This is a genomic window from Thermostichus sp. MS-CIW-41, from assembly GCF_054058915.1.
Map to the genome: position 1 here is coordinate 68,864 of NZ_JBSSBO010000001.1, position 14,291 is coordinate 83,154.

Here is a 14,291-nt window from a genome sequence, read left to right on the forward strand (position 1 = left end):
CCCGACCCCTTGAGTAGGTGGGGAGTTGGGGGGGCATATTTTGCCCGCAATTTGACCAGCAGGGAATGACGTCGAGAGACAAAGCTATCGTGCATGCTGGGGCAGGGCGAGAGTGGGTTAATCATCTTTCACGTGGGATCCCTGGTACAACTGAGACAGTATTCTGTCTGCGGCCTATGTCCAGCATCCTCCTGCTCTCCGGTAGTCCCAGCACTCCTTCTCGCTCAGAAGCCGTTTTACATCACGCTGCCGGGATCCTGTCCGATCTGGGATTGACCACTCAGTTTGTTTCGGTGCGGGATTTGCCCCCAGAGGATCTGGCACTGGCCAAGTTCGATAGCCCTCAACTCAAGGCAATTCAGCAAAAGGTGGCCCAAGCTACCGGGATCGTCATCTCTGCTCCCGTTTACAAAGCCTCCTATCCAGGTGTGTTGAAGGCACTGCTGGATTTGCTGGATCAAGACGCCTTTACCGGTAAAGTGATTCTCCCCATTGCCACCGGGGGAACCCTGGCCCATCTGCTGTCCATCGACTTTGCGATGAAACCTGTGCTGGCGGTGATGGGGGCAACCCACATCCTGAGAGGGGTTTATATCCTGAGTTCTCAAATTCAGTTGGACGCTGCCGGAACACTACAGCTAGAGGCCGACATCGAGGAACGTCTGCGAGCAGGGCTGCAGGCACTTGCGCAGGCGGTGAAATAGAAGAAATCAGAATTTTGCGGAGACTGGCCGAATACGGGATTGGTGCCCTGGGCCCGGAACCGGTTGCGGCAATCTATTCCGAAAAGTGCATAGGTGATTGCCCAGTCAGGCCCGAGAAGCCGCGGAAGAGCCGACAGCAAGGGATCCCTTTTGCGGGTATGGCCGGATTAAATTTCTATAAATCCCCCAAAAAACCTGCAAAACCGTAAGTTATGATACAGACATAGGATAAATCGTTCATCTCTGCAGTTGGCTCACCAGTGGCCTGGAGCTGTGCAGAGACGGAAGTAGGGGTCTTCCCGAAGGAACGCGCCTCAACTGAATCGCGCCACTCTTTCCGTGGCGTAGGGCCCAACGACAACAAACTCAACCCTTCGTTGATGGAGGCGATATATGAAACTCTCTTTCCGTGGCAACACCTTTGACTACGTTCCTGCGCATACTCAGCTCAGCGATGAGGAGTTGCAAGCTCAGTATCGCGGTCAAACCTTCTGTGTGCACCACACCAGCAAGAAAGCGATGCCTCACCCTCATCAGCCCCTGACCTACCGGGGCGTAAGCTACTGAGGTGAATACTGTTTGCCCTTGTAGGTGAGGTGGGGATCCACTGGAGATCTCCATAGAGATTCGGAAAAGACCGAGCGGCCCCGTTTGGGGTCGTTTTTTGAGGCAAAGCAACACCCCCAGAAGGAGCAGCACCCGTTCCACCTGAGAAGCAAGTAGATGGGTCTGGGCCTGCCGAGTTGAGTTTGAACGAGTTGAGTTTGAAATGGGAGCGATGCCGAGGCAGGGTGCGCTAAGATGAGGTTCCAAGCGATAATGGCCTTAGCAACTTGCCCTACAGGGATCCGCTGCGATGGAAGCGTTTTTCGAGTTTCTCTGGTCGGCTTCGGCCATCTTGCTGGTGATCTTGGTGCTGCTGCACAGCCCTAAGGGGGATGGGTTGGCGGGCATTGGCGGGCAGGCCCAGCTGTTCTCCAGCTCCAAGAGTGCTGAGCAAAACCTCAACCGCATCACCTGGACGGTAGCGACCCTTTTCCTCTCCATCAGCGTGGTGTTGGGGGCGGGCTGGCTCTCGGCAGCCACAGGGCCATAGGGATCCCTTTCCGTGTTGGCGATTTACCTGCATGGATTCGGCTCTGGGCCGCAGTCGGCCAAGGCAACTTTCTTTCGGCAGCGGCTGCAGCAGGTGGGGATCCCTGTTCAGGTGCCTGATCTGAACCAGGACAATTTTGCCCAGCTCACCTTGACCCGCCAGATCCAGCAGGTTTCCAGCCAGCTTGCCGAGATGAACTACCCCCCTGTCACCCTCATCGGCTCTAGCTTGGGGGGCCTGGTGGCTGCTTGGGTTGCCGAACGACAACCTTGCGTGCAGCGCTTGGTGCTCTTGGCGCCGGCTTTTGGCTTTTTAGGCCATTGGCTGCCGCGGCTGGGGGCAGAGGCGGTGGAGACTTGGCAGCGAACCGGACAACTCATGGTGTTTCACTACGGAGAAGGCCGCCCTCTCCCTTTGGAGTACGGCTTTGTTGCCGATGCCCAGCGCTACCCGGATGGGGGGTTACGACGGCCTGTGCCCACCCTAATTGTGCACGGGATCCAAGACGACACCATCCCCATTCAAGCCAGCCGAGACTATGTGGCCCGTCGCCCCTGGGCCCAACTGGTGGCGGTGGAGAGTGACCACGCCCTGACGGATGTGTTGGATCCCATTTGGCAGATCACCAGCCGCTTCTGCGGGTGGGGGATGGAGACGGGGCAGTAGGGTTGTTAAAGAGGATCCCTGTCCCGTGCTTGCCCATTCGCGAAAGCGTCGCGTAGCGATAATGTCTATGCAATCCAAAGTGCTGTGCCTACAACAGGGGAAGGCTGACGTGACTGCCGGCTTGCTCTTCGATATGGACGGGGTGATTGTGGATTCGGAACCAATCCATGCCCGCGCCGGGGCCATTGCCCTGCAACGCTGCCACCTATCCCTGGATTTGGCCCCCATCTCCCTGCAGTTCAAGGGGCGCACCGACCGCGACATGTTCGAGTACCTTGTCCAACACCAGACGGACACCCCACCTGCAGAACGGCCCCTGCTGGTGCAGCGCTTGATCGAGGAAAAGGCCAAGGCTTTTGGCGAGCTGCTGGCAGAGGTACCCCTGGTGCCGGGGGTGCTGGAGTTTTTGGCGGCCAGCCGCCGGCGCTTTTCTGCCCTGGCCGTCACCACTTCGGCCATCCGCCGGGATCAAGCGCAGATTTTCCAGCGCTTCGACCTGCACCGCTGGTTTGACGCGGTGATTACCGCCGAAGACATTCAGCGGGCCAAGCCCGACCCAGAGCCTTACCTGAAAACGGCTGCCGCTGTGGGGTTGGATCCGGCGTTGTGTTGGGTGATTGAAGATTCTACCCATGGGATCCGCGCCGCTAAGGGGGCTGGCTGTTTTGCGGTGGGCCTCACCACGGCTTTCACCGCCGAGGAACTGCGCCACGCCGGGGCAGATGTGGTGGTGGACAGCTTTGCGGAGTTGGCCGCACTCCTGTTCGCGAGAGCGTCGCGTAGCGATAACCTGCCTGTGTAGGGAGCCCAGCCCATTCGCGAGAGCGTCGCGTAGCGATATGCCAGCACCCACTTTTTTGCGGCAGGCCCTGGATCGCTATCCGTTTGCTTCGCGGCGACGGGTGGTGATGGGCAGACAGGGATCCGTGGCCACCAGCCAACCTTTGGCGGCAATGGCGGGCATGGAGATGTTCTGGGCGGGCGGCAATGCTGTGGATGCAGCCGTGGCAATGGCGGTGGCTTTGACGGTGGTGGAGCCAACCTCCAATGGCATTGGCGGCGATGCCTTTGCTCTGGTGTGGGAGGGGGGGGAAGAGGGTCAGCTGTACGGGTTGAATGCTTCCGGTCGCAGCCCAGCCGCCCTGACGCCGGAGCGGTACCGGGACCATGGGCGGATCCCCCCCTACGATTGGTTAGCGGTGACGGTGCCGGGGGCAGTTTCCGCTTGGCAAACCTTGCACCGGCGCTGGGGAAAGCTGCCGTTCGAGCGTCTGTTTGTGCCTGCCCTTCGTCTGGCGCAAGAGGGATTTCCGGTCTCTCCCCGGGTGGCCCAACTGTGGCAGGCGGCGGAGTCCATCTATTTGCCCCTGCCAGATCCCCGCCACGACGCCTTCAAGGCCGTTTTCTTTCCCCAAGGGCGTGCCCCACGGGCTGGAGAGCGCTGGAGCAGCCCCCTGCATGCTCAAACCCTAGAAGAGATTGCCCGTAGCGGTGGGGAGAGTTTTTACCGGGGGGAGCTGGCGGAGAAGTTGCTGGCTTTCTCGGAGGCCACGGGCGGCTTCCTGTCCCCCGCCGACTTGGCCCAGCACCAGGCCGATTGGGTGGAACCCATCCATACGGATTACCGCGGCTACACCGTCTGGGAGATCCCCCCCAACGGGCAGGGCATTGCCGCTTTGATGGCGCTCAACCTTTTGGAGGGTTTTGAGCTGGGTCGGATCTCCTACGATGCCGGCGAGCGCTATCACCTGCAGATTGAGGCAATGAAGCTGGCCTTTGCCGATGTGAGCCGACAGGTGGCGGATCCGGAGTATGTGCGGGTCAGTCCTGCCCAGATGCTGGATAAGGCTTATGCACAGCGGCGGCGGCAGTTGATCGGGAGGGAGGCGATCCCCCTGGCCCAGCCAGGGCTGCCGGAGGGGGGAACGGTTTACCTGGCTGCAGCTGATGGTGAGTTGATGGTGTCTTTGATTCAGTCGAATTTCGATGGCTTCGGCAGTGGTCTGCTGGTTCCGGGCACGGGCATTGCTCTCCACAACCGCGGCACGGGTTTCACCCTGGAGCCCGGCCATCCCAACCAGGTGGGCCCCCGCAAGCGCCCCTACCACACGATCATCCCCGCTTTTCTATCCAGAGAAGGGATCCCCCTCGGCCCTTTTGGTGTCATGGGGGGGGCAATGCAGCCCCAAGGCCATGTGCAGGTGGTGGTGAATTTGGTGGATTACGGCCTGAACCCCCAGGCGGCTCTGGATGCGCCCCGCTGGCGAGTGCTGTGGGATCAAGGGATCCCGCAGGTGGCGCTGGAGAGCACGGTGCCGCCCCAGGTGGTGCGCGAACTCTCCGCCCGCGGCCATGCAGTGCAGGTGGTGGACGCAGAAGAGGATTGCGGTCTTTTTGGCCGGGGACAGATCCTCTTGCGGGATGGGGATCACTTCATTGCGGCTTCCGAACCCCGTGCCGATGGCCTAGCCCTGGCGTGGTAGAGCATGACTCTAGTCAATAATAAGCTCAACTATACTGAAAATAATGTATAATATGTTCAGTACGGATTACTACCAGTTGATCTTTCTGTTTACTTTCGAGTCTGCCAACATGGTAGCCAAAGCAAAGCAGAAAATTGGTAGTAAGACGACACGGAAACTGCGCTTTGGGTATTCTACTCAAAGCTTTGCGGGATACCGCCATTCTGTTTGGACTCCGTCCCGCTAACGCGAATGGAAACAAACAGAATGCTATCGCTGCATAGTTGAACAGTGATGTTCAGCAGTGTTCAGCGTAAATGTATCAGTGCCTAGCTCATCACCATGCCGCCATCGATGGCGAAAACCTGTCCCGTGATGTAGGCCGCCGCCGGATCTGCCGCCAAAAAACGCACCAGCCCTGCCACTTCTGCTGGGGATCCCAGTCGCCCCAGGGGGATCTGCGCCAAAATCGGGCCGGGATCCAGTTTTTCGGTCATTTGGGTGGTGATGAACCCCGGTGCCACGGCGTTGACGGTGATGTTGCGGCTGGCCAGCTCGCGAGCTGCTGTCTTGGTGAGGCCCACCACCCCTGCTTTGGCGGCGCTGTAGTTGGCCTGGCCGGCATTGCCCACCAAGCCCACCACCGAGGTGATGTTGATGATGCGCCCCTGGCGCTGCTTTACCATGATTTTGGCGGCTGCCTTCAGGCAGAGAAAGACCCCCGTCAGGTTGAGATCCAGCACCGCCTGCCAATCTTCTGGCTTCATGCGCAGCAGCAGGGTGTCGCGGGCCATGCCGGCATTGTTCACCAGCACATCCACCCGACCCCACCGCTCCATCACCTGGGCAAACAGGCTCTCCACCGCCTCTGGGCAAGACACATCGGCGGCCACAGGGATCCCTTCTCCCCCCAGGGCCGCGATCTCCTCCACCAGGGACTCGGCTTCGGCAGCGGAGCGGGCGTAGTTGATCGCCACTTTTGCTCCAATGGCCCCCAGGTGCAGGGCAATCGCCCGGCCAATGCCCCGGCTGGCTCCGGTGACCACAGCCACCCGGTCTTGGAGGGAAGGCAAAGGGAGAAGCTCAGACATAAGCGGCAGATTCCTCGTGATTCGGACAGCCGCAACAGTATAGGATGCTTTAGAGCCCTCTGGTTGCCACTGGCTTCCCTGCGATCGCTTGCGCTGCGTCCCTCATAACCGCCGTTCGCGCTACTTGGATGGAGTCCTTCGGCATAGGCAGGAGGGATCCCACGGCTCTGTGCAGTCACCCTGCCCGCAAGATGTGTTGACGGACGGATTCCCAGACCAACGGGCGAGCAGAGCCGGACTATGATCAAAGGCTAGGCCGCAGCAGAGCATGCCTCTAACCCCCAAAACCCTGAACTTTGCTGAATTTACTGAGCTTTAGGCGGTTTGGCAAAAGTCATTGAGAGGGATATAGTAGACCAAGTTTCCCCCTGATCCTTGAGTCCACCGCAACGGTTGCCGGGAAGTGAAGGGGGAAAGCGCTCGGGGGGTATTCCTCAGGGCTTTGCGGGATACCGCCTTCCTGTTTGGACTCCGTCCCGCTGACGCGAACAGAGATAGGCAGGATGCGATCGCTTCTTTCCTGAACCATGTTCAGGAGAGTTTAGCGTGAATGTATCAGGAACTGTCCATGCAAGTGGAGTTTCGCGAGTGCGATCCGGGAAATCTGTGGATCTGGTTTGAGTTTGCCGAGCCGCCGGTCGAAGCTGAGCTGAAGTACCTCAACGAGGTGCTGGAGTCATGGTACGTGCTGGGCAAACTGGGGGGATTTAACGCCGAGCGCCTGGTGGCCCAAGAGGCAGAGGCGGATCTGAGCTATCTGGAGTATCCCAACGAATCGGATCCCTTGCCTTCCCTGATGCACAACATGGGATCCCTGGAAGAGAAGGACAACTGGGCCCGCTGCTGGTTTGATCTGGGCACCGCCGATGCGATGGCGCTGGATGTGTTGATCAACGCCCTGCGCACCCTCAGCCTGGAATACATCGGCCTCAGCCGCGTGATTATCGGCGGGCAAAATGAGGATTGGCCAACGGCGGATCCGGAGGAGAGGGATGACATGGATGACTACGATCTAAACGGCTATGTGCGGGATCACAGGGAGGAGGAAGGAGGGCTGGAATAGCGGGATCCCTGCCTACTCCAAGTAGCCCAGCTCCTGCATCTGCCGCACCAAGTCGGCATCGCTTTCCACATTCACCTTGCGAGGAGCCGTGCTAGGCCGCCGGGACTCTGCCCAGCTCACCCACGTTCTCAGCCCCTGCTGTAGGCGAGCCAGCCAAGCCTGGGGCCAGCCGGTCTCCACCGCCGACCCGTCGTGACAGCGTTGCGGATCAGCATCAGGGAGAGAGGACACGGGATCCCCGTCGCCGACCCAAAGCAGATCCCGCAGCTCCGCCGGATCCTGCTCCAAGTTGTAGAGGCTGGGACGATCCCCCGTTTGGATGAGCTTGGTCATCCCCTCATAGAGGGCACGGCGGATGTCGTAACAGGCACGCGCCCGCAGCAGGCTGTCGTTACGGCTTTCCATAGCCCGAATGAGGAGGTGGGGCGGGAAGGCTTCGCTGAGCACTGTTCCCTGCTCGGGATCTTCCCCTGCCAAGGTGCGGGCCAAGCTGAGGCGGGCGACCTCGCGGCGGAGCTTGAGGCTGACACAGGGGGCACCGTTGGGGGAAAGGTTGGGGCTAAAGCCGGCAGCTTCCAGGAGGGTATGGAAGAGGCGGCGGGTGGAAACGGGGGTGGCAATGCGTTTTCCTGCCGGGAAGTGGCCGGGATAGCGCAGGATGAGGGGCACGCGGATCAGCTCTTCGTAGACCACAAAGGCGTGGCCGACGAAGTCGTGTTCTCCCAGGCCTTCGCCGTGATCGGCGACGATGGCCACCAGCGTGTTCTGCTCCAGGCCGGTGTGGCGCAGGGTGTCGAAGACGGATCCCAGTAGGTGATCTTGGTAGGCCACCTCAGCATCGTAGATATCCCGCAGCACCTGCGCTTGCAGTGGAGAAAGGGGCTGCGGCAGGGGCGCCATCCAGCGGTAGGGCTGGGCGTTGTATTGGCGCAAAAAGTCGCGGGCCTCGCGGTTGCTTTTGAAATAGGGGGCGTATTTCTGCACAAAGGGCTCCGGCGGCCAGTAGGGCAGATGGGGCTCCATCAGGTTGACAAAGCAAAAGAAGGGCCGTGCTCCGGGATCCGACCGGCGGCGGGCCATCTGCTGCAGGTAGCGGTTGAGGTCGGCAATCGAGGCGGCGGTGTTGCCTTTGAAGTTGAGCAGGCGGGTCCAGAGGGAGGCCAACCAGGGGTGCAGCGCCAGCTGGAAGAGGGTGTCGGAGCGGGCAAAGGCGTTTTGCACCGGATAGGAGAGCCGCCGCCAAAATTGGGTGTAGGCGGCCAGCCAGCGGTTCAAGGGGGCGGGCAAGGGGGTGCCTTCGGGGGGGCGGGTGGGCAGAGCGCCACCGTAGTTGTAAAAGGTTTCAAAGCCGCGCCGCAAGCCGTTTTTCAGGATCCCCACCAGAGGGTTGTTGCAAAAGCCCACAGTGGTATAGCCGCTCAGCTGCAACAGCTCTGCCAGGGTGGGCAGGGCGGGGCTCAGCTCCAGATCTGCTTGGACAGTCTGGTGGGTGCTGGGATATTCCCCCGTAAAGAGGGAAGCGTGGGAGGGGATGGTCCATTGGGCAGGGGCGATGGCCCGCTCGAAGAGGGTGGATTCGGCAGCCAGCCGATCCAGGTTGGGGCTGGTGGGCACTTGGCGGGCACGCTCCGCTTCCGACCAGTAGCAGGAGAGACGATCTGCCCGCTGGGTATCCAGCACGATCAGCAGGATGTTGGGGCGTTCTACGGCAGCAGCGCCGGCCCTTGCGGGGGAACGTCCTGTTTGCGCCACTCGGACGGAGTCCTCAAAGCTCACCACAACTCACCCGATACTTTTCCTTAAAGGTATCCCTATCCTGCCATGCTCTCGGCCAGCTTTCTGCTTCCCCCACCGCCTCCTCAGGGCAAAGTGAGCTGGGTTTGGCTGTTGCCTTGGATCCGAGCAGTGTTGGCCTGCCAATCCAGGATCCCTTGGTTGCCTCTGACAGTCAAAGCCTGGCCGGGCTGGCGGTAGCGCACGTTGCCTCGGGCTTGCAACTGGGTGGAGCCGATGCGCCAGCGAATCTCTTGGGCTTCCAGCTCTTGCCCTGTCTGCTCGGCTTTGGCCTTCACATTGTCCAGCAAGCGCAGCTCGGCAAAGGGCAGGGGAGCCCGCAACTGCTCGCCCCTGAGGCGCAAAGCTTGTAAGGGAGCGTAAACCTCTACAGACCCTACTGCCTGCACTTCCCCGACGCCAAATTGCCACAGAAAACGGCTGGCAGCCAGCTCCAGATCCGGATCCCGGTACTCTGCCCGCACCGGCTGAGTGGGATCCCAGTTCTCCAGCTGCATCTGGGCTTGGCCAAAGTCGACGAGCAGCCGCTCCCCCTGCAGGGATCCCTGGCCCTCCAACAGCTCCACTTTCACCTGGCCCTCGGCTTGGAGGAGGCGCTGTTCCGGCAGCCATTCCACCCGCTGGGCCTGCAGACGCAGGTTGTCTCGCTCCGATTCCACCTCGACTTGACCCCTCAATTCCAGACGTCGTTCGCCGGGGTAGGCAGAGCCTTGCTCGGCGCGGGTGCGGATGGCGCGGTTGTCTTCGTCGAAAAATTCTCCCTCAACGGCCTGCAAATGGGCGGATCCCAACTGCACAGGAGTGGCGCTGCCTTCGGAGGGGGACTCATATTCGGCCAGGCGAGCCTGTAAGCGCCAGAGAATGGCACCATCCGGTCTGGCCTGGGTGAGGGTGATGTCTTCGTAGATTAACTGGGGAGTGGGAATGGGATCCGCAGGTGTGGGATCCCTGTCTGGGGATGGCTCCAGCGCTCCGCAGGCAAGGCTCAACAGGGCCAAAGCTGCCAGGGAGCTGAGGATGGACAAAGACCTGGACTGCATGGATCTTCTTCCTTTTGGGCGCTCTCCCCTACCCTAGCTTTCTTAGGACTCCGTCCCGCTGGCGCGATCAGCCGTATCCTTCCGCTGCGCTGAGCCGGATCCCGCTCTCGGCAAACCCGTGGCATTATCAGGGCAAAGTGTTTTTGGGGGCAAGCGTGACCCAACTGTTGCAACTTTTCATCTACGGCCTTGTCTTGGGCAGCATCTACGCCCTGGGAGCAATTGGGGTGTCGCTGACCTTTGGCATTTTGCGCTTTGCCAACTTTGCCCATGGGGATCTGATGACGCTGGGGGCCTACTTCGGCCTGACGTTGGTCGGGCTGGGTTGGCCGATTGGGGTGAGCCTGATCCCGGCAGCCTTGGCCACGGTACTTTGTGCAGTTGGGATCGACCAGCTCATCTATCGCCGCCTGCGCCGGGAGGCACCAGTGATCTTGCTCATTTCTTCTTTTGGCACCGCCCTGATTCTGCGCAGCCTGGTGCAGATCATCTGGGGGCCCAACAATCAGGTGTACCGCAGCGGGATCCAGTTGCCGTGGCGGCTTGGGGAGCTGCGCATTAAGCCCGATTGGGCGGTAATCCTGGCGGGAACAGCCCTGTTGGTGGTGGCACTGCATCTCTTCTTACAACGCACGCGGGTGGGCAAAGCGATGCGGGCCATGGCCGACAATTTTGAGCTGGCCAAGATTACCGGCATTGATACGGAGCGAATCGTTCTCTGGACTTGGGCCATCGGCGCAGCTTTGGCCTGTGCAGCAGGTGTGTTCCTGGGTATGGATACCCGGCTGCACCCCACCATGGGCTGGCGGCTATTGCTGCCCATTTTTGCAGCGGCCATTCTCGGCGGCATTGGTCGCCCTTACGGGGCCATTGCCGGAGGAGTGGTGATCGGCCTGGCGGAAGAATTCTCGACCTTGGTGATCAACCCGGCCTATAAAACCGGGGTGGCCTTCGCCATATTGGTATTGCTGCTGATCTTCCGACCCACGGGATTGCTGGGATCCCCGGGTGGGGGGGATGTCTGATGTTGAGCTACGGCATTTTCTTTTTGATTTTGGTGGGGATCTACGGCGTGCTGGTGCTGGGCCTCAATATCCAGTGGGGCTACGCCGGCATGTTCAACATCGGGGTGGGGGCTTTTTTTGCCGTGGGAGCCTATGCCAGCGCCATTGTCACCACACCCCCAAGCGCCGAGCATTTGGGCGGCTTCAATCTACCCTTTTGGGTGGGTTTTGCCGTGGCTGTGGCCGTCGCCGGAGCGATTGCCTTTTTGATCGGCTTGATTACCCTGAAGCTGCGTTCCGACTACCTGGCCATCGCCACCATCGGCATTGCCGAGATCATCAGCCAAATCCTGAGAAATGAGGGCTGGCTGACCAATGGCGTACGGGGAATTACCCGCATTCCACGACCCTTTCGCGGCTGGATCCCAGGTCAGGATACCCTTCTCTACTTGGGCTTGGTGCTGGTCATTTTGGCGGTGGTCTATTGGGCTGCGGAGCGGGCCTATCGCTCCCCCTGGGGGCGGGTGCTGCGGGCCATTCGCGAGGATGAACCGGCAACCCTGGCTGCCGGCAAAGATGTGCTCCAGTTTCGCCTGCAGGCGTTTGTGCTGGGATCCATGCTGATGGGGTTGGCGGGGACCCTCTACGCCCATTTTGTCAATTTCATCAGCCCAGAAGCCTTTCAACCGGAGTTTGCCACCTTCATCGTTTGGGTGATGTTGATCGCAGGGGGCAGTGGCAACAATCGCGGCGCCTTGCTGGGAGCGCTGGTGATTTGGGGGGTGTGGTCGGGCAGCGAGTGGCTCACCAACCGTCTGCCGCCCCAGTGGGCCACCCGGGCTGGCCCTTTGCGCATTTTGTTGATCGGGATCCTGCTCCAGGTGATTCTTCTGACGCGCTCTCAAGGATTGTTGCCTGAACGTCCGCCCAAGCCCGTCTTGGGCACTTCTCCTTCGCCTAAGCAGAACCCCGCAGGATAGGATTGGGTCGGCTCCAGCTGTTGTTGACGTGTTTGAGACAACCCAGCCCTCTGCCGCCATGACTCCGCGCCCCAAGGAAACTGACCCTTCCTGGCCACCCTGCAACCCTGACACGACGGGCTGCCCCCCGGATGCCGGACAACCAGGGATCCGGACTACACCCATCCAAGAGGGCTATGCTCTGCCGGAGCAGTATTTCAACCGGGAGCTGAGCTGGATTGAATTCAATGCCCGGGTTTTGCACGAGGCCCTGGATGAGCGCACACCGCTGCTGGAGCGGCTGAAGTTTCTGGCCATCTTTGAGAGCAACCTGGACGAATTTTTCATGGTGCGGGTGGCGGTGATCCGTCGTCAGTTGGAAACGGGCGTGTTGGTGCTAACCCCGGATGGCCTTACACCGCAGCAGCAGTTGCAGCAGATCTCGAGCCACCTGCGCCCCCTGATTCGAAAATTGCACACTTGCTTCCGGCAGGAACTGGTGCCCAAGCTGGCGGAACAGGGCATTCACATCCGCGATTTTTCCGAGCTGGCCGAGTCGGAACGGCAGGAGCTGCGGGACTACTTTGAGAGGCGTTTGTTTCCAGTGCTCACCCCCTTGGCGGTGGATCCAGGCCATCCTTTTCCCTACATCTCCAACCTCAGCCTCAGCTTGGCGGTGGTGGTGCGGGATCCAGAGACTGGCAAGGAGCATTTTGCTCGCGTGAAGGTGCCCAACACCTTGCCCCGCTTTGTGCCGCTGCGGGATGGGGTGAGCTTTGTGCCGCTGGATCAGGTGATTGCCCACCATCTGGAGTCCCTGTTTGTCGGCATGCAGGTGCTGGAGTACTACCCCTTCCGCATTACCCGAGATGCGGATCTGGAAATCCAAGAGGACGAGGCGGACGATCTGCTGGCTGCCATTCAAGAAGAGCTGCGCAAGCGCCGCTTCGGCTCAGTGGTGCGCATGGAGATTGCCAGCCAAACTCCGGCAGCCATCCGACAACGGCTCAGCGAAGAGATGCGCCTCAACAGTGACTCGGTGTACGAAGTGGATGGCCTCTTGAGTATGGGGGGGGTGATGGCGTTTCTCAGCCTGAATCGGCCCGATTTGAAGGATCCCCCTTGGGGGCCGGTCACCCCGCCCCGCCTGCGCACTGCCTCGGTCAGCGATGAGCCGGTGGATATCTTTGCCGTCATCCGGGAAGGGGATCTGTTGGTGCATCACCCCTACGATTCTTTTGCCGCCAGCGTGGAACGGTTTTTGGAGGAGGCCGCCAACGATCCGCAGGTGCTCACCATTAAGCAAACCCTCTACCGCACCTCCGGCGACTCGACGGTGGTGAAATCCCTCATTCAGGCCGCCGAAAACGGCAAGCAGGTGGCCGCTCTGGTGGAGCTCAAAGCCCGTTTCGACGAAGAAAACAACATCCTCTGGGCCAAAAAGCTGGAGAAAGCCGGGGTCCACGTGGCCTACGGCCTGCCGGGGCTGAAAATCCACTGCAAACTGGCTTTGGTGGTGCGGGAAGAGGAGGGATCCCTGCGCCGCTACGTCCACATCGGTACCGGCAACTACAACCCCAAAACCGCCCGCATTTACACTGACCTGGGCCTGTTCACCTGCAACGAGACCCTCTGCAACGACGTTACGGAATTGTTCAACCTACTGACGGGCTACTCACGGCAACGGCAATTCCGCAAGCTCTTGGTGGCCCCCAGAACCCTACGCCAAGGCATGGAAGCCCTGATCCGCCGCGAGATGCGCCATGCCCAAGCGGGGGGCCAGGGGCGTATCATCGTCAAGATCAACTCTCTCACCGACCCGGAAATGATCCGGCTGCTCTACGAGGCCAGCCAAGCCGGGGTGGAGATCGACCTCATTGTGCGCGGCATGTGCTGCCTCAAGCCCGGGATCCCAGGCCTAAGCGAACGCATCCGCGTGATCAGCATCATCGGGCGCTTCCTGGAGCACTCCCGCATCTTCTACTTCTACAATGGCGGCCAGGAAGAGTACTTCATCGGCAGTGCCGACTACATGACCCGCAACCTGGATCGGCGCGTTGAGGTGGTTACCCCTGTGGAGGATCCCGCGTTGCAGCGGGAGCTCAAGGCGATCTTGGACATCTGCCTGACGGACAACCGGCAAGCCTGGGAGTTGCGCCCTGATGGCACCTACGTGCAGCGGCAACCCAAGCCAGGAGAGCCTGTGCGCTCCACCCACCAACGCCTGATGGAGCGGGCCGCCAGCCGCATTTAGCAGGATGACTCTCACTGGTGACATACTCCCATCACTGACCCTACAGGTACAGCGTGGGCTTCGCGCTTCATCGGGGAGCTACTGCAAGAACCCTCCACGCGCAGACACGGGATGTCCCACCGCGTAGCTGTACCAGATTCCGGCAACGCCGTTTTGTA

Annotated in this window: 13 protein-coding genes and 1 riboswitch; of the genes, 10 read left to right on the top strand and 3 right to left on the bottom strand. The window is 60.5% G+C overall.

From position 1 onward, the window contains the following. Positions 1 to 176: 176 nt before the first annotated feature. The 6 genes from ssuE to ACVWXE_RS00335 all read left to right on the top strand — a co-directional run bounded on the left by ssuE (position 177) and on the right by ACVWXE_RS00335 (position 4,949). On the top strand, positions 177 to 704 hold the full coding sequence (gene ssuE / locus ACVWXE_RS00310) for an NADPH-dependent FMN reductase (RefSeq protein ID WP_414331394.1): 528 nt from the start codon (positions 177 to 179) through the stop codon (positions 702 to 704). 232 nt (positions 705 to 936) lie between these two features. After that, positions 937 to 1,018, top strand: a riboswitch (Glutamine riboswitch). 79 nt (positions 1,019 to 1,097) lie between these two features. Beyond that, the gene (locus ACVWXE_RS00315) at positions 1,098 to 1,271 is read left to right on the top strand and encodes a DUF4278 domain-containing protein (RefSeq protein WP_083757650.1); all 174 of its coding nucleotides are present in this window, start codon (positions 1,098 to 1,100) and stop codon (positions 1,269 to 1,271) included. A 289-nt stretch (positions 1,272 to 1,560) separates the two neighbouring features. Further along, positions 1,561 to 1,800: a preprotein translocase subunit SecG gene (secG, locus tag ACVWXE_RS00320; protein ID WP_011433676.1), complete on the top strand. Its 240-nt coding sequence runs from the start codon at positions 1,561 to 1,563 to the stop codon at positions 1,798 to 1,800. A 12-nt stretch (positions 1,801 to 1,812) separates the two neighbouring features. Then, positions 1,813 to 2,466, top strand: a complete 654-nt coding sequence (locus ACVWXE_RS00325) for a YqiA/YcfP family alpha/beta fold hydrolase (RefSeq protein WP_414343667.1) — start codon at positions 1,813 to 1,815, stop codon at positions 2,464 to 2,466. Between the two features lie 67 nt (positions 2,467 to 2,533). Further along, positions 2,534 to 3,268 carry an HAD family hydrolase gene (locus tag ACVWXE_RS00330; protein WP_414398532.1) on the top strand — a complete coding sequence of 245 codons (735 nt, stop codon included), beginning with the start codon at positions 2,534 to 2,536 and terminating at the stop codon, positions 3,266 to 3,268. A 37-nt stretch (positions 3,269 to 3,305) separates the two neighbouring features. Beyond that, a complete protein-coding gene (locus tag ACVWXE_RS00335; RefSeq protein WP_457489294.1) occupies positions 3,306 to 4,949 on the top strand; it encodes a gamma-glutamyltransferase family protein in 1,644 nt (547 codons plus the stop codon). 308 nt (positions 4,950 to 5,257) lie between these two features. Here the strand turns inward: ACVWXE_RS00335 and fabG are convergent, their stop codons facing one another. Beyond that, positions 5,258 to 6,019 (bottom strand): 3-oxoacyl-[acyl-carrier-protein] reductase, encoded by a 762-nt coding sequence (gene fabG, locus ACVWXE_RS00340; RefSeq protein WP_011433672.1) that lies wholly within the window; start codon positions 6,017 to 6,019, stop codon positions 5,258 to 5,260. Between the two features lie 568 nt (positions 6,020 to 6,587). On the opposite strand from fabG, the gene ACVWXE_RS00345 reads away from it, so the two are divergent. Continuing rightward, positions 6,588 to 7,082, top strand: coding sequence for a DUF3531 family protein (locus ACVWXE_RS00345; protein WP_457489353.1), 495 nt, complete (start codon positions 6,588 to 6,590; stop codon positions 7,080 to 7,082). 12 nt (positions 7,083 to 7,094) lie between these two features. On the opposite strand, the gene ACVWXE_RS00350 is transcribed toward ACVWXE_RS00345, so the two are convergent. Both ACVWXE_RS00350 and lptC read right to left on the bottom strand, forming a co-directional pair. Then, positions 7,095 to 8,858 (bottom strand): sulfatase, encoded by a 1,764-nt coding sequence (locus ACVWXE_RS00350; RefSeq protein WP_457489295.1) that lies wholly within the window; start codon positions 8,856 to 8,858, stop codon positions 7,095 to 7,097. Between the two features lie 83 nt (positions 8,859 to 8,941). Further along, a complete protein-coding gene (gene lptC, locus ACVWXE_RS00355; RefSeq protein WP_457489296.1) occupies positions 8,942 to 9,916 on the bottom strand; it encodes an LPS export ABC transporter periplasmic protein LptC in 975 nt (324 codons plus the stop codon). 155 nt (positions 9,917 to 10,071) lie between these two features. On the opposite strand from lptC, the gene ACVWXE_RS00360 reads away from it, so the two are divergent. Genes ACVWXE_RS00360 through ppk1 form a run of 3 tightly spaced genes read left to right on the top strand, consistent with a single transcriptional unit; the run spans position 10,072 to position 14,133 of the window. Further along, the gene (locus ACVWXE_RS00360) at positions 10,072 to 10,941 is read left to right on the top strand and encodes a branched-chain amino acid ABC transporter permease (RefSeq protein WP_457489297.1); all 870 of its coding nucleotides are present in this window, start codon (positions 10,072 to 10,074) and stop codon (positions 10,939 to 10,941) included. Further along, positions 10,941 to 11,900, top strand: a complete 960-nt coding sequence (locus ACVWXE_RS00365) for a branched-chain amino acid ABC transporter permease (RefSeq protein ID WP_457489298.1) — start codon at positions 10,941 to 10,943, stop codon at positions 11,898 to 11,900. Before ACVWXE_RS00360 ends, ACVWXE_RS00365 begins: the two co-directional genes overlap by 1 nt. A gap of 58 nt (positions 11,901 to 11,958) precedes the next feature. Then, on the top strand, positions 11,959 to 14,133 hold the full coding sequence (gene ppk1 / locus ACVWXE_RS00370; RefSeq protein ID WP_457489354.1) for a polyphosphate kinase 1: 2,175 nt from the start codon (positions 11,959 to 11,961) through the stop codon (positions 14,131 to 14,133). Positions 14,134 to 14,291 lie beyond the last annotated feature (158 nt).

Excerpts from the sequence above, each read along its gene's own strand:
- ssuE (WP_414331394.1), top strand. The coding sequence starts at position 177 with ATGTCCAGCATCCTCCTGCTCTCCGGTAGTCCCAGCACTCCTTCTCGC.
- secG (WP_011433676.1), top strand. The coding sequence starts at position 1,561 with ATGGAAGCGTTTTTCGAGTTTCTCTGGTCGGCTTCGGCCATCTTGCTG.
- ACVWXE_RS00315 (WP_083757650.1), top strand. The coding sequence starts at position 1,098 with ATGAAACTCTCTTTCCGTGGCAACACCTTTGACTACGTTCCTGCGCAT.
- ACVWXE_RS00335 (WP_457489294.1), top strand. The coding sequence starts at position 3,306 with ATGCCAGCACCCACTTTTTTGCGGCAGGCCCTGGATCGCTATCCGTTT.
- ppk1 (WP_457489354.1), top strand. The coding sequence starts at position 11,959 with ATGACTCCGCGCCCCAAGGAAACTGACCCTTCCTGGCCACCCTGCAAC.
- fabG (WP_011433672.1), bottom strand. The coding sequence starts at position 6,019 with ATGTCTGAGCTTCTCCCTTTGCCTTCCCTCCAAGACCGGGTGGCTGTG.
- ACVWXE_RS00365 (WP_457489298.1), top strand. The coding sequence starts at position 10,941 with ATGTTGAGCTACGGCATTTTCTTTTTGATTTTGGTGGGGATCTACGGC.
- ACVWXE_RS00330 (WP_414398532.1), top strand. The coding sequence starts at position 2,534 with ATGCAATCCAAAGTGCTGTGCCTACAACAGGGGAAGGCTGACGTGACT.
- lptC (WP_457489296.1), bottom strand. The coding sequence starts at position 9,916 with ATGCAGTCCAGGTCTTTGTCCATCCTCAGCTCCCTGGCAGCTTTGGCC.
- ACVWXE_RS00345 (WP_457489353.1), top strand. The coding sequence starts at position 6,588 with ATGCAAGTGGAGTTTCGCGAGTGCGATCCGGGAAATCTGTGGATCTGG.